This window comes from Sphingomonas qilianensis (assembly GCF_039614825.1).
GTDB lineage: Bacteria > Pseudomonadota > Alphaproteobacteria > Sphingomonadales > Sphingomonadaceae > Sphingomonas > Sphingomonas qilianensis.
Window position 1 is genome coordinate 242,064 of the sequence record NZ_JBDIMF010000004.1, and the last position, 14,882, is coordinate 256,945.

At 65.5% G+C, this 14,882-nt stretch carries 9 protein-coding genes; 5 read left to right on the forward strand and 4 right to left on the reverse strand.

Annotation, left to right across the window (positions count from 1 at the left end; genetic code table 11):
• The first annotated feature begins 5 nt into the window (after nt 1-5).
• Nucleotides 6-623 (forward strand): L,D-transpeptidase, encoded by a 618-nt coding sequence (locus ABC969_RS11280; RefSeq protein WP_345865020.1) that lies wholly within the window; start codon nt 6-8, stop codon nt 621-623.
• On the opposite strand, the gene ABC969_RS11285 is transcribed toward ABC969_RS11280, so the two are convergent.
• Nucleotides 542-1,579 (reverse strand): M48 family metalloprotease, encoded by a 1,038-nt coding sequence (locus ABC969_RS11285; protein ID WP_345865022.1) that lies wholly within the window; start codon nt 1,577-1,579, stop codon nt 542-544. The two genes, ABC969_RS11280 and ABC969_RS11285, sit on opposite strands and share 82 nt — an antisense overlap.
• Nucleotides 1,580-1,773: 194 nt before the next feature.
• Here ABC969_RS11285 and ABC969_RS11290 point away from each other — a divergent pair, with 194 nt between their 5' ends.
• The 3 genes from ABC969_RS11290 to ABC969_RS11300 all read left to right on the forward strand — a co-directional run bounded on the left by ABC969_RS11290 (nt 1,774) and on the right by ABC969_RS11300 (nt 5,562).
• On the forward strand, nt 1,774-2,952 hold the full coding sequence (locus ABC969_RS11290) for a zinc-dependent alcohol dehydrogenase (RefSeq protein WP_345865024.1): 1,179 nt from the start codon (nt 1,774-1,776) through the stop codon (nt 2,950-2,952).
• A 155-nt stretch (nt 2,953-3,107) separates the two neighbouring features.
• Complete coding sequence (locus tag ABC969_RS11295) at nt 3,108-3,923, forward strand: SGNH/GDSL hydrolase family protein (RefSeq protein WP_345865025.1); 816 nt, start codon at nt 3,108-3,110, stop codon at nt 3,921-3,923.
• 7 nt (nt 3,924-3,930) lie between these two features.
• Nucleotides 3,931-5,562: an alpha-L-fucosidase gene (locus ABC969_RS11300; RefSeq protein WP_345865166.1), complete on the forward strand. Its 1,632-nt coding sequence runs from the start codon at nt 3,931-3,933 to the stop codon at nt 5,560-5,562.
• A gap of 64 nt (nt 5,563-5,626) precedes the next feature.
• On the opposite strand, the gene ABC969_RS11305 is transcribed toward ABC969_RS11300, so the two are convergent.
• From ABC969_RS11305 to ABC969_RS11315, 3 genes are read right to left on the reverse strand one after another with little or no spacing between them, the layout of a single operon-like run.
• Entirely contained in the window at nt 5,627-8,500 is a 2,874-nt protein-coding gene (locus ABC969_RS11305; RefSeq protein ID WP_345865027.1) for a glycoside hydrolase family 31 protein, read from the reverse strand.
• A 46-nt stretch (nt 8,501-8,546) separates the two neighbouring features.
• On the reverse strand, nt 8,547-10,172 hold the full coding sequence (locus ABC969_RS11310) for a DUF5597 domain-containing protein (RefSeq protein WP_345865028.1): 1,626 nt from the start codon (nt 10,170-10,172) through the stop codon (nt 8,547-8,549).
• Nucleotides 10,169-12,433, reverse strand: coding sequence for a beta propeller repeat protein (locus ABC969_RS11315; RefSeq protein ID WP_345865029.1), 2,265 nt, complete (start codon nt 12,431-12,433; stop codon nt 10,169-10,171). The genes ABC969_RS11310 and ABC969_RS11315 overlap by 4 nt, the downstream gene beginning before the upstream one ends.
• A gap of 239 nt (nt 12,434-12,672) precedes the next feature.
• Here ABC969_RS11315 and ABC969_RS11320 point away from each other — a divergent pair, with 239 nt between their 5' ends.
• The gene (locus tag ABC969_RS11320) at nt 12,673-14,880 is read left to right on the forward strand and encodes a TonB-dependent receptor (protein WP_345865031.1); all 2,208 of its coding nucleotides are present in this window, start codon (nt 12,673-12,675) and stop codon (nt 14,878-14,880) included.
• Nucleotides 14,881-14,882 lie beyond the last annotated feature (2 nt).

The window sequence follows — 14,882 nt, forward strand, 5'->3', positions numbered from 1 at the left end:
CGGTCATGGCCTGGTCCATGCCCGCCGCGGCCGCACCCGACGCGCGCGCCGACTTCAAAGGCGAAGCCGCGTCGACGGCAGCGCGCACGATCGCCGACTGGGTGGTCGGCTCGCGCGATCACGCCGGACTGCCGTTCATCATCATCGACAAGAGCGCAGCCAAAGTGTTCGTGTTCGATGCGCAAGCGGCCAGCCTTGGCGCGGCCCCCGCGCTGCTAGGCGTCGGCATCGGTGACGACAGCGTGCCCGGCATCGGCGAGCGCAAATTGTCCACGATCAAGCCGGCCGAGCGCACCACGCCGGCGGGCCGCTTCCAGGCGTCATTGGGCGAGGATTTCGATCAGGACATCCTGTGGGTCGATTATGATACCGCACTGTCGCTGCACCGTGTGATCGCGGGCAAGCCATCCGACCGGCGCACCGCGCGGCTCACCTCCACCACCCCGCTCGACAACCGCATCTCGTTCGGCTGCATCAATGTGCCGGCCGCGTTTTACGACAGCGTCGTCGCACCTGCCTTCAAGGGCACGGTGGGGATCGTCTACATCCTGCCCGAAACCAAACCGCTCGACGCGGTGTTCGCGATGCGCCCCCGCCCGGCACCGTCCGCGCCCACCCCCTGAGCGGCAAGGGCGGCGCGCAACAAAGCGAGCCGCCGCGCTGCTGCGGGATGCGTCGTCACAGCCGTTGGCGCGGTGCCAAGCAAGCCCGCCATGAACGCCGCGGCGCCCGACATGTCGTAACCGGCAATGGCCGTCAGCCGCACGGCCCAGAGATCAGCCTGCTCCTCGGCGATGCGGCTCTGCTGCAGTTCGGCCGCGCTGATCGGCGTGCCAGCATCGTCAGCGGCGCGGAACGCCGCGAGCCGCTGCCGGTGGCGCAGCAGATTATGCGCCATTTCGTGCGCGATGATCAGCGCCAGATCGGCATCGCTCGCGCACCGCTGCAACAGCCCCGCGCCGATCAGGATGCGGCTGCCATCGGCCCAGGCATTCGTCATCGTACCGGGGATCAGCTCGATGCTCGCCGCGCACCCGTAATCAGGCGCGAAGTGCAGCGTGCGCGCGCCGCGCGCGCCGGATACCGCCAACGTCACCGCGCCGCGCTGCATCTCCTCGACCAGCAAGCGCTGCACCTGATCGACGCGGGCGCGACTGGGCGTTCGGGCAGCGCCGCCCATGCCGGCGGGCAGCGCGCGGCCATTGATCGCGACCAGTTGATCGCCCGCGACAAGCCCTGCCTGCTGCGCCGGACTGCCATCGATCACCGCCATCACGCCGATCTGCTGCCCCAGCCCGAAGCGCTGCGCCGCAGCGGAGCGATCGGCCGGGGCATATTGATCAAGCGCATGCAGCACGAAGCCCAGTTGCGGCGTGAGCGCCATCGGGCACAGCGCGCGATCGGCGGTCGCCAGACGATAAGCGACCCGCGCCACGCGGCGATCCTGATCCTGCAAGCGGGCGAAGCGATCCAGCGGACTGCCCGCCGCACCGGCGCTGATGAAGCTGAACACGAGCACCAACAGCACGCCCAAGCGGCGCGCGACGACGCCCGATCTGGTTTGGAATGGTAAATACATTGGTAACGATTAGGCTGCGGCGATGGCCGGCGGAACCGCCGAACATGGTTACCAAAATGCTGTGCCGAACTGGCACCAAATGGTGCAGGGTTAAGCAACGAGCGACCGGCAATGTCGTTGCGCAACCGCAACGCCAGGAACTCGCGGCGTGTTCACCGGTTCGGCAGGACGTACCCCCAATCGGAGAACACCCCATGCGCGCCCTAGTATGGCACGGTAAAGGCGACGTTCGCGTCGACACCGTCGCCGATCCCGAAATCAAACATCCCCGCGACGCCATCATCAAGGTGACGGCCTGCGCGATCTGCGGTTCCGATCTGCATCTGCTCGACGGCTATCAGCCAACCATGCAGGCCGGCGACATCCTCGGCCATGAGAATATGGGCGAAGTCGTCGCGGTGGGCTCCGAGGTCACCAACCTCAAGATCGGTGACCGCGTCGTCGTGCCGTTCACGATCAGCTGCGGTGACTGCTTCTTCTGCAAGAAGGGGCTGTTCTCGGCCTGCGAGCGGACCAATCCCAATGCCGATCTGGCGATCAAGGCGATGGGCCATTCGCCCGCCGGCCTGTTCGGCTTCAGCCACATGCTGGGCGGCTATTGCGGCGGCCAGGCGGAATATCTGCGCGTGCCGATGGCCGATTTCGGCCCGATCAAGATCCCGGACAACGTCACCGACGATCAGGCGCTGTTCCTGTCGGACATCTTCCCGACCGGCTATATGGCCGCCGAGAATGCGCAGATCGAAGAAGGCGACACGGTCGCCATCTGGGGTTGCGGCCCGGTTGGGCAGTTCGCCATCCGGTCGGCGCTGATGCTGGGGGCCGGTCGTGTCATCGCGATCGACGAAGTGCCCGAACGCCTCGCCATGGCCGAAGCCGGTGGTGCCGAGACGATCAACTTCGCCGATGTCGACAGCGTGTATGACGAGCTGCAGTTCCGCACCAAGGGCCGCGGCCCCGACAGCTGCATCGACGCGGTCGGCGCGGAAGCATCGGGCCATGGCTCGGCCGATGCCGTGCTCGACAAGGCCAAGGCCAGCATCGGTCTGGCGACCGACCGTGTGCATGTGCTGCGCGAAGCGATCATGAGCTGCCGGATGGGCGGCACCGTCTCCATCCCCGGCGTGTATGTCGGCATGGGCGACAAGCTGCCGATCGGCGCGATGATGAACAAGGGGCTGACGATCAAAACCGGCCAGACCCACGTGCAGGCCTATACCAAGCCCCTGCTGGCGCGGATCGAAGCCGGTGACATCGATCCGAGCTTCGTCATCACGCATCCCGCGAGCCTCGAAGACGCGCCGGAAATGTACAAGAAGTTCCGCGACAAGGAAGACGGCGTCATCAAGGTGGTGATGCGCCCGCACGGCTAAGCTAGCCGCCAACGACGCGCCCGCCGGCCTGGCGGGCGCGTTCGCGGCGTTCCTCCGCGCACCGCCGCGGGCTAGCAACGCCATCCCGGCAGCGATAACAGTGAGTTCGTTCGGTTACTGACCGGTGATGCACACCGGCATATTCGAGGAACGCCATGACCCGTTTGCCCGCCCTGCTTGCTGCCGCCGCCGCGCTTACAGCCATCCTGCCGAGCGCGACGCGCGCGCAGACCAACGTGCCAGGCGATCCCTACGCCGCGGATCCGGTCGGCATCGTCGCCGCGCCCTGCCCGGCGCGTGGCACGCCGAGCGACGGCGACAACTGGCAGATGTTCAACCTGCACATGCTGACGCGCGATTTCGGCCAGCACTGCCGCTATGCCGCACAGAATGCCGCGCTGAAGGCCGCGGGCGCGCCGGTACGCGTGGTGTTCATGGGTGACTCGATCACCGACAACTGGATCAACCTCGACAAGACCATGTTTACCAACGGACTCGTCGATCGCGGCATCAGCGGGCAGACGACGCCGCAGATGCTGGTGCGGTTTCGCGACGATGTGATCGCGCTGCGCCCCAAGGCGGTTCATATCATGGCGGGCACCAACGACATTGCCGGCAATACCGGCGCCGCGACGATCGAGCGCGTACAGGGCAATATCGCCAGCATGGCCGAACTGGCGCGCGCGCACGGCATCAAGGTGATCCTTGCCGCCGTGCCGCCGGCAGGCGCCTTCCCCTGGGCCAAGGACAAGCAGCCGGTACCGCAGATTCGGGCGATGAACACCTGGCTGCGGCAATATGCGCGCGCCAACGGCGCTACCTTCGTCGATTATCATGCCGCACTGGCGACGCCGGAGGGCGCGATGAAAGCCGGCCTGGCAAGCGATGGTGTCCACCCGACCGCGGCGGGCTATGCCGTGATGCGCCCATTGGCCCTGGCCGCGGTGCGCCGCACGCTGGGGGGCAAGTGACATGAGCATGGATTTCAGCCGTCGCGCGGTGCTGGCGGGGATGGCCGCGATGGGCATGGCGCAACGCGCGCTGGCGCAAAGCCCGATGGGCCTGGCCCGCGGCCCGGTGCAGCCGACCTGGCAATCGCTGGTCGATCATTACCGCTTTCCTGACTGGTTCCGCGACGCGAAGCTTGGCCTGTGGTCGCATTGGGGGCCGCAATCCGTGCCCGAGCAAGGCGATTGGTATGGCCGTTTCCTGTATATGCAGGGCCATCCGATGTACGAGCATCACCTCAACACGTACGGCCACCCCAGCCAGTCCGGCATGATGGAGATCCAGCATCGCTGGACCGCCGAGCGCTGGGACCCCGATGCCCTGATCGCGCGCTACAAGCGGGCCGGCGCCAAATATTTCGTCAGCCTGGCCTGCCATCATGACAATCTCGATTGCTATGACAGCCGCTATCACGCCTGGAACAGCCTGCGTGTCGGCCCCAAGAAAGATGTGGTGGGCATTTGGGAGAAGGCGGCGCGGCGGGCCGGGCTCAAGTTCGGCGTGTCCAATCATGCGTCGCACGCCTGGCACTGGTATCAGCCAGCTTATGGCTATGACCCGACCGGCCCGCGCAAGGGCGAGCGCTATGACGCGTTCCGGCTGCGCAAGGCCGATGGGCGCGGCACATGGTGGGACGGGCTCGACCCGCAGCAGCTGTATACCGGCGGCCATGCGGTGATGCCCGACGGCATCGACAGCATTGCGGCGATGAACGCCTGGCATGACCAGCATGACGGCCAGTGGATCGAGACGGCGCCGCCCAACGATGCCGCTTTCGCCGCCAAATGGCTGCTGCGCCAGACCGATCTGATGCAGCGCTACAAGCCGGATTTCTGCTATTTCGACAATTACGAACTGCCCTTTGGCCCGATCGGGCTGCAGGCGGCCGCGGATTATTATAATCGCTCGATCGAATGGCACGGCAAGATCGATGTCGTGCTGACGGCCAAGCAGCTCAAACCCTATGCCCGCTTCGGGCTGGTGCAGGATGTCGAGCGCGGGTTTAGCGATCATTTGTGGGAAGAACCATGGCAGACCGATACGTGCCTGGGCGACTGGTTTTACAATGTCGCGCGGCTCAACGACAAAAGCTACAAGACCGCCGAGCAGGTGATCCAGCGGCTCGCCGATGTCGTGTCCAAGAACGGCAATCTGCTGCTGTCGGTCCCGCAGCCGGGTGATGGGTCGATCGACGGCGAGGAAGAGAAGATCCTCGATGGCATGTCCGCCTGGATCGCGATCAATGACGCAGCGATCTTCGGATCGCGGCCATGGCGCAGCTATGGCGAGGGACCGACCAAGCTGCAGGTCGGCATGCAGAACGAGCAATCGGCCGGCGCCTTTACGCCGCAGGACGTGCGCTTCACCACCAACAAGGGCGCGCTGTATGCGCTGTTCCTCGGCTGGCCGACCGGCAGCGCCTCGATCGCATCGCTGGGGCATGACCGCCTGAAGGATGCGGTGATCGAGCGCGTGACGTTGCTTGGCGGCGGTGCGGTGCCGTTCCGCCGCGATGCGCAGGGGCTGCATGTCGAGCTGCCGGCGCGGCCTGCCGCGGGGTTCGTGCCGGTGCTGCGGCTGGACGGCCGCGGCTTGGTGTAGCGCGCCCAAGCTATCGACCAAAAAAGGGCGGCTCTCGCGAGCCGCCCTTTTCATTTGCGCGATCTTAGCGCTGGCGCGTGACCGTCATTGCCGCGCCGGTGTACGTAACGGTCGTGTCCGTCGCGCTTGCGGCATCGGCCGACTGGTTGGGCCCGATCCAGCGCACCTTGATCGTGCGGCTCGCCGGCATGTTGGCATAACCCTTACCCTCGCGCGCGCCGAGCGTGAGCGTGCCGCTCGCCTCGTCATAGTTGAGCGCCACGCGGCTGAACGCGCCGCTGCGATATTGCTCGCTGCGGCCGTCATCCTCGTACAGGCTGAACTGCCCGTTGGCGCCGGTGTACACGACCAGCGTGATCGGCGCATCGGGCAGCTGATCGACATATTGCTGCACCGGCCCCATCGGCACGATCGAACCGGCGCGAACGAACAGCGGCATCCGCTCCAGCGGCGCGGTGGCGGTGATCGTGCGACCGCCGCGATAAGCCTGGCCCGAATGATAATCGTACCAGGTCTGATCCGCGTCCGGCAGATACACCTTGCGGGTGCGCGCCTTATATTCGGTGACCGGCGCCGCCAGGAAGGCTTTGCCGAACAGGAATTCGTCGTTCACGGTGCGCGCCTGCGCATCGTTCGGCCAATCCATCACCAGCCCGCGCATGATGCTGCCATCCTTGAACCAGGTATCGGCTGCCACCGTGTAGATATACGGCATCAGCCGGTACCGCAGCTCGTCATACCACACCATCGATGCGCGCATCGGCGAGCCCGCAGGCGAGATTTCGTAGATTTCGCGGAATGGCGGCTCACCATGGCTGCGGAACAACGGGCTGAACGCGCCGAACTGGAACCAGCGCAGGTTCAGCTCGCGCCACTCGTCGAGATCCGCAGGCAGTGGCTTGGCCGCCGCATAACGATCCTCCAGCGCGAAACCGCCGATATCGTGCGTCCAGTTGGGCAGCCCCGAGAAGGACGTGTTGACGCCGGCGGAGATCTGCGCGCGCAGATCGTACCAGCGGCTCGCCACGTCGCCCGACCACACCGCCGCGCCATTGCGCTGGAGGCCGCCGAAGCCGGAGCGGGTCAGCAGGAACGGACGGACATCCGGTTTGAACGCGCGCCAGCCATCGTAGAAAGCGGCCGAATTCATCAGCGGGAAGCTGTTGAAATATTCCGCTGCCGGGCCGCGCGCGGTTGGCCCCATGGCCGCGGTGCGCTCCTCGATCGACAGGTTGGAATGCAGATCGGGCTCGCTGGCATCGGCCCACCAGGCATCCATGCCGATCTTGCCCAGCTTGTTCTCGATCTGCTGCCAGAAGATGTGGCGCCCTTCGGCGGAATAGGGATCATACACGGTGTTGAGATAGCCGGGGCCGACCCAATCCTTGTTGCCCATCTTCAGATTGCCTTGATAGGCCAGGCCCTTGGCGGCGAATTCCTTGTAATTCTCGGTCGTCGGATAGAATTTCGGCCACACCGAGATCATGATATTGGCGTGCAGATCGTGGACCTGCTCGACCATGCCCTTGGGATCGGGGAAGCGCGCCTTATCGAAATCATGGCTGCCCCAGGCGTTTTCGGGCCAGTAGAACCAATCCTGCACGATGTTATCGATCGGGATGTTGAGCTCGCGATACTTCTGCACGACGCCGACCAATTCGGCCTGCGTGTTGTAGCGCTGGCGCGACTGCCAGAAGCCGTACGCCCATTTGGGCATCATCACGGCCTTGCCGGTCAGCTTGCGATAACCGGCGACGACATCGTCCATGTCGCGGCCGGGTACGTACCAATAATTGACCGAGCGCGCGACATCGCTGGTGAACCACACCGAATGGCGATCCGCCGCGGGCAGCGGATCGTTGTGCAACAGCGCGATATAGCCGGCGTTGGGCTCCCACTCGACCCGCACATCGACCTTCTTGCCCCGCGTCATCGGCAGATCGAAATTGGCGTACCAGGGGTTCCAATTCTGGCGCCAGCGATTGAGCACTTCGCGGCCGTTCATGAACACCTTGAAATAGCTCGAGCCGTACAGCTGGAACTTGTGCACGCCCGTTTTGTCCGGCGTGACCTGCCCGGTCCACACAACGCGCTGCTTCTGCACGGCATTGCCGGCGGTGTTCTGCCCGCCGGTGGCGGCGGTGGTCTGCGCCTTGGCCGCTTCGGGCCAGTTCGCCTGATCGCGGATATATTGATAATTGATCGTGGCTTCCTGCCGCATGACCGCCAATTTATCGTTGAGATAATAGGAGGCCGCAAAGCCCGGCTTGCCGCCGCTGGTGACCTTCAGGCCATCCCCGAGCAGCTTATAGGGCGCGGGATTGCCGAAGCGGGTGATGCCGTCATTGTCCCACAAAATGCCGTAATTGCGCGTGGACACCAGAAACGGGACGGCGATGTCCATATTGTGCTGGGCAAGTTCGACGTCCTCGCCATTATAATTCATCTGCTGATTCTGGTGCTGGCCCAGACCGTAGAAGCCCTCATCACTGGCGCGATTGAACTGCTGCGACGCGGTGACATATTGGCGGCCGTCGATCGTGGTCGGCGCGAAGCGCGGGGCGCCCGCCTGATCGAGCACGACACGCCCGGCGGCATCGAGAAAGCTGACCTCGCCCGTGGCAAGCTCGATATCGGCGGTGCCGCGCGCGGCGCGGATCAGCACATGGCCGGCGCGCTCGGTCACCTCATAGGCGCCCGCCTTGGGCGCGGCGGGGACCATCAGGCTGGCCTCCGCCGTATAGCCCTTCATCGCGGCGGGAATGGCGATGACATGGAACATGCCGTCACCATGCACCGTCACCTCGACACGCGCGGCAGTGCCGTTCGTTGGCGTCACCACGACGCCACCGTCGATCTTCTCGTACGGGGCGGCGGCGGCGTGCGCCGCGCTCATCGCGCTGCCGGCCAGCAGCACGCCAATAAGGGCCTTGTTCATCGCATATTCTCCGGATCGTTTCTGATGTGTGGGTAAGGGGTCGGGGTCAGCGATAGCGCCCCATAGTGACTTTCAGCACCACGGGCCGATCGATGATGTTGAGGCCATAATCGGTCTGGTCGCCGTTCCAGACGCGCTCCATGATCCAGCGACCATTATCGAAATGACCTTCCTCGACGCGCGTGACAATACCGTTCGGCGCGCCGCCCGCGCGACCGCCGAACGACACGCGGACGTGATCCCCGGTGAGGAGAAATTCGTTGGCCGAAAGCTGCGCCACGGTGACGCCGCCGACCGGCTGGCTGGCCCAGGGCGCGGGCTTGGATTTGAGCCAGGTCCAATCCTTCATCCCGAACTGCCATTCGCCCCAGCTGGCGGTGATGGTCCATTCGCCCATCGTGGTCGAAACGGCAGCGCCGTCATCGGGCTTCGCCGCGCCCCAGGTCGGGCGTTCGAAGGCGATCTTGGCCCATTCGCGGTTCATCGCCGCGAACACCTTATAGGGGCCGGCAAAAGCCTGCACGGTCGCCGCATCGAGCGCCTCGGCGCCCAGCGGAAAATTGAAGAAGCCCGTATCATCCATGCCGAACGGCGCAAAGCCGATCCCGCCATGCCCGAGCGCAGCATAGAAATATCGCGCGAATTCTGCCGCGTTGCCGATTTCGGGCACCAGCAGCGCGTTGTCCGGCCGCGCATACGCATCGAGATAAAGCGCGACGTTCTTGCTGGCGCGATCATAGATATCGGGTGCGGCGAAATCGATCGATGGCGCCGCCGCCTTCCAGATATCGAGCACATCCTGTTGCGGGCCACCGCTCGCCACGCCATCCGGATCGGGCACGTTCGACGGGCCGGCAAGCGCCGCATTGACGTACATCGGCACCGGTTTCACCGCCTTGCCCGCAGCGGCGATCTCGTTGACGTAGCTGGCGGTGTACCACGTGTTGAAAGCGCGATCGGCCTGCGCGCCAAAGGCCTGCGCCCAGGTGCCGGATTTGCCCAGCTTGCGCGCCAAAGCGGGCGGGATGGCGCGCGCAAACAGCGCGTTCGACGCCGCGCTGAAATCACGCGGATTGCGGTAACTGCCGACTTCGTTTTCCGGCTGCACCAGGATCACGGTATTCTGTGCATCGTGCTGCTTGAGATACGTGATCAGCGCAACGAAGGCGCGCTTGTCCGCCTCCAGCGTGGTACGCGCCATCGGCGACAGCACCTGATGATCTTCGCCAGCCTTGTTTTTCATGCGCGGGAAGCGGCGATTGTCCAGCTTGACCCAATCCGGCGTATAACTGGGCGAGGTATTTTTCCACGTACCGAACCACAGCAGGATGATGCGCTTGTCGTGTGTGCGCGCCTGATCCAGCAGCGTCTGGACGAAGGAGAAATCGAACTGCCCTTCGCTCGGCTCGATCTGCTGCCAGGCAACGGGGATCTCGACCGTATTGGCATGAAGCCGATCGAGCATCGGCCATACCTGCGGCAGCGCTGCCGCATAATTGCTCGAATTATTGACCTGTCCGGCCAGGACCAGGAAAGGCGCGCCATCGACGAACAGCGCGTGGCGCCCGTTCTTGCTCTCGAGATGCGGCACCGGCGTCGCGGCTTGCTGCGCGGCTGCGGGGACGGCGGCGGCAAGCATCGCGCTCGCCAGGATCGTATGGAGAAGCTTCATGATGTTCCTTTCCTAGTGGCGCGCGCGGCGCTGACGACGGGGTCGCCATAGACAATGCCACGCCCGTCCGTGCCGATATAGACGCGGCCGAAACGCTTCGGATCGCCGCTGATCACGCGGAAGCGCAGGCCCCATTGATGCGCGGCATCGTTGATCCGCTGCCAGCGGGTGCCGCCATCGATCGATCGCCAGATGCCATCGATCCCATCCTTGCGGCCAATGGCGTAGACCGCCGGCCAGCGCGCGCCGGGCGCGGCGCGGCCCAGCCCGTAATGCGTGATCGCCAGCCCCGGCGCGACACGCGTCCAGCGCGCGCCGGCATCGGCCGAGCGATACAGATCATCACCCAGCTTGAGCCATAATTGCCCGGCTGTGCCCGGCGTGGCCACCAGCGCGTTTTGCGCCTCACGCGATTGACCCTGCGACTTGCCGAGGTTGGACAAATCCGCCGGCAGCCCCTGCGTGGCAATCGGATGGAAGGTCGCGCCGCCATCATCGCTGCGCAACACACGACTGGCGGCGAAATCGATGGCGTAAAAGCGCCGCGCGTCGGCCTTGTCAGCGGTGGGGCGCAGCGCGCGGGGCAGGCCGGTGACCGGCTGCCAGCTGCGGCCATGATCACGCGTCAGCACCGGGTAATCGCTCTCGACCAGGAAGACGGCGCCATCGGCCGACACCACGATCGGCGCGTCCCCCGTGCGCTCGGGTGCAGGGCCATCGGCGCCGGCGGGGCGCGGCACCGCGGGCGGCTGCAGCGGCTGCCAGCTGGTGCCGCCATCGGCCGACCAGGCGAGGCTCGCACCCGGGACCTCCCGGGTATGCGTGCTGCCGCTGCGCACCATCACGTGCGGCGCACGGCCGGCATAATCCAGCGTGTTGGTGTTGGACAGAAACGGTGTGCGGTGCACATGCGGCGGCGACACCGACAGATCGTTATGCCGGAAGCCGCCAATATCGCCGAAGCCGGACACCAAGGGCGCGCCGCCGGTGGGGCTGGTCAACGTGATGACCGCGGTCTGCTCGATACCGCGCGTCCACGGTGCCCAGGGCATCGTGCCCGGGCGATCAAACGCCTTCGTGGCATACAGGGTGGCCCCGGTGACATAGGCGGCATGGCTCGCGTCGAACGGATCGATCGCGAGACCCGCGATCCAATGCCCGAAATCAGCCTCGCCGCTGAAAGCGAGAAACGGCGATGCGCTGACATCGCGCGTGCTGCGGCGATACAGTTCATCCCAATGGCGCCCCGCATCGGTGGATCGCCATACCGTATCGATCGGTTTGAAGCGATCGACGGTGCTGACCGCGATGACGCGCGGATCCTGCGCCGACACCGCCACGCCCATATAACCACCGATGGGGGCATCGGGCCGCTTGTCCGGCGTGACATCGCTCCAGCCCTGCGCCGGATCGTAGCGCCACACGGCGCCGCGCGTGATCCCGTTGGGGCCGATCCCGTCAGCATAAGTGATCGTGTAGACGTGATCGCGGCCGACCACCGCTTTCACCGGCAGCATGGTCTTGTCCGGGCCGCCCGTCACCGGCGCCCAATGCGCGCCGGCATCATCCGAGCGGAACAGATGCCGGTCGCCGGCGTCAGCGCTGCCGACCAGCACGCGCCCGCGCACCTCGCGATCGAACACGACAAAGCTCAGCCCGCCATGTGTCTGGCGCCGTGCCGTGGGAGCGCCCAGCCCGGCGAGCGGAAACGCGACTGCCTTCGACCAGCTGCGCCCGGCATCGCGGCTTTCCCATAGGCCATCGTGGCGCGACCCGAACAGCAGATGCGCGCGATCGTGCGGATCGATCGCCAGGCGTTCGCCCAGCCCGCGCCCATCCTCGTTGCCGCCCATGGCGAACGGCACACGGGTGATCGTCCAGTTCTGCCCGCGATCCGCCGAGCGCCAGATCGCCGCGGGACCGTAGGAACCCATGCCCGCGGCGAGATACACGATATCCGGGTTTACCGGATCGGGCGCGATGCTTTCGACACCCATATAGCTCGATTCGGCGTTGCCATCCTGGAGCGGAATCCACCGCGCTGCCGCGGCATCCCAACGATAGGCACCACCCATATCCGTGCGCAGATACGCGAGGCCGCGTTCGGCCGTGCTGAACACGATGCCGGGCGCGAAACCGCCGCCGCCAACGACGACATTCTGCCATTGATAGGGCGCAGCCCGGGGCGCCGGGGCGGCACCACCAGCCAAGACGCCGATCATTGCCAATGCGATAACGCCTGCAACCTTCCGCTGGATCATCCCCGTCCTCATTCCTGGCCAGCGCTGTGGCGCTGTGTTGATCCGCCTATCGCGCGAAGAGGTAGCGGTAACAAGTGCAGAACGTCGCAACGGCGATTCTCGGCATTGCGCTTTATTGCAACCACCTAGCGCGTATCTCGGAAGATCGACCCGCCGTGAACAGCATCCTAGCGCTATTTGATATTGATTATCATTAACGCGCGAGTTATCCGACGCCGGTCGAAACGAGATCGGATCCCATGAAGCTTTTCCTCCGCACGCTGATGTCAGGCGTGTTCATCGCCCCCGTCGCCGCCGCCGCGCAAACTGCGCCTGAGGACGTGCGACCGGACGACATCATCGTCACCGCGCAACAGGCGCAGAAGCAAGTGCTGAACGACGGCGCGGTGGGCGTGCTGGGCAATAAATCCGCGCTGGAAACACCATTCAACCTGACCAGCTACACCGCGCAACTGATCCTCGACCAGCAATCCGAGACGATCGGCGACGTGCTGGAAAACGAGCCGTCGGTGCGGGTCAGCGCCGGATTCGGCAACCAGGCCGAATTGTTCGTGGTGCGCGGTTTTGCGCTGGCCGGCGACGACATCGCCATCGACGGGCTGTTCGGCATCACCCCACGCCAGATCGTTTCGCCCGAGCCCTATGAGAGCGTACAGGTACTGGCCGGCGCCAATGCCTTTCTGTTCGGTGCCGCGCCCGGCGGCACGGCGATCGGCGGGGCGATCAACCTTATCCCCAAGCGCGCGGAAAAGCGCCTGCTGCGCGCCACCGCGAGCTACAGCGCGGATTCGATCCTGGGCGGCAATGTCGATCTGGGCACCCGCTTTGGCGCCGACGAGGCGTTCGGCGTGCGCGTGACGGGGGCGTATCGCAAGGGCGATGGCGCGGTAGAGGGGGAGAAGCGCGAGGTGCGCGTGGCCAGCGCCAGCGTGGATTTCACCAAGGGCCCGGGCCGGCTGTTCCTCCATCTCGGTTATGAAGACCAGGAGGCGATCGCCGCCCGCCCCAATGTGCAGCTGGGCACCGGCGTCACCGTCCCCGCAGCGCCCGGCGCCGACGCCAATTATGCGCAGCCGTGGAGCTTTACGCGGCTGCAGGATCTGTACGCGCTGGCGCGCGCCGAGCTGGATATCGCGCCGGGCGTGATGGTCTATGCCGCGGCCGGGTTTCGCGACGGCAGCGAGGATGGCGAGTATTCGACGCTGACGATCACCGATGGCGCCAGCGGGGCGGCGACCGGCAGCCGCCTGTTCGTGCCGCGCGAGGACAATAACCAGAGCGGGCAGATCGGCATCCGGGCGAAGTTCCGCACCGCGTCTCTCAGCCATGAAATCAACGCCGGCGGATCGGTCAACTATTCCGAGAACCGCAACAGCTATGCGTTCGGCGATTTCCCGCTGGCGCAGCGGCAATCCTGCGCCGCGCCGGCCAGCGCGATTTCCGCGCTCAATTTCTGCACCAATCTGTATGCGCCCGTGACGGTCGCCAAACCGGCGGATTCGACTATCCCCGGCTTCGTGGTGGGCAGCTTCAGCACGCCGCCGCGCGCGTCGCGGGGGGCATTTTCCAGCCTGTTCGCCTCCGATACGATCGGCGCGTTCGACGATCGCCTGCTGGTCACGCTGGGCGTGCGGCGGCAGAATATCGTCGTCGATGCGTTCGATCGCACCAGCCTGATCCGCACCACGCGTTATGACGAGAGCGCGACCACGCCGGTGGTGGGCATCGTGGTGCGGCCGACGGCGCGCTTCTCGCTTTATGCCAATCGCATCGAGGGCCTGTCACAAGGCCAGACCGCGCCGGTCGCCGCCAACACGCTGAACGCCGGCGACGTCTTCGCGCCGTACAAATCGGTGCAATATGAAGTGGGCGGCAAGCTGGCCGTGCGCGGGCTGACGGCGACGGTGGCGCTATACCAGACGCGGCAGCCCAGCGCCTACAACGCACCGACGCCGACCGCGACCAATCCCGCCGCGACGACCTTCGTGGTGGAGGGCGAGCAGCGCAACCGCGGGCTGGAAGTGTCGCTGAACGGCGAGCCGACCGACTGGCTGCGCATCATCGGCGGCATGGCGATCAACCATGCCCGGATCACCGCCTCGTTAAACGACGCGAACAACGGCAAGCAGGCGATCGGCGTGCCCGATTATCAGGTCAATCTGGGCGCGGAGATCGTGCCGCCCTTCCTGCGCAACGCGACACTCACCGGGCGGATCGTGCGCACCGACGATCAGCCGGTGGATATCGCCAATACGCAGTCGATCCCGGGCTGGACACGGTTCGATCTCGGCGCGCGGTATATCGTGGTGGCCGATGGCCGCCCGCTGACCTTGCGCGTGTCCGCCGAAAATATCGGCAACAAGGGCTATTGGGCTTCGGCCTTCAACGGCTATCTCGTGCAAGGCGCACCGCGCACGGTGAAGGCATCGGCGACGATCGAGTTCTGACC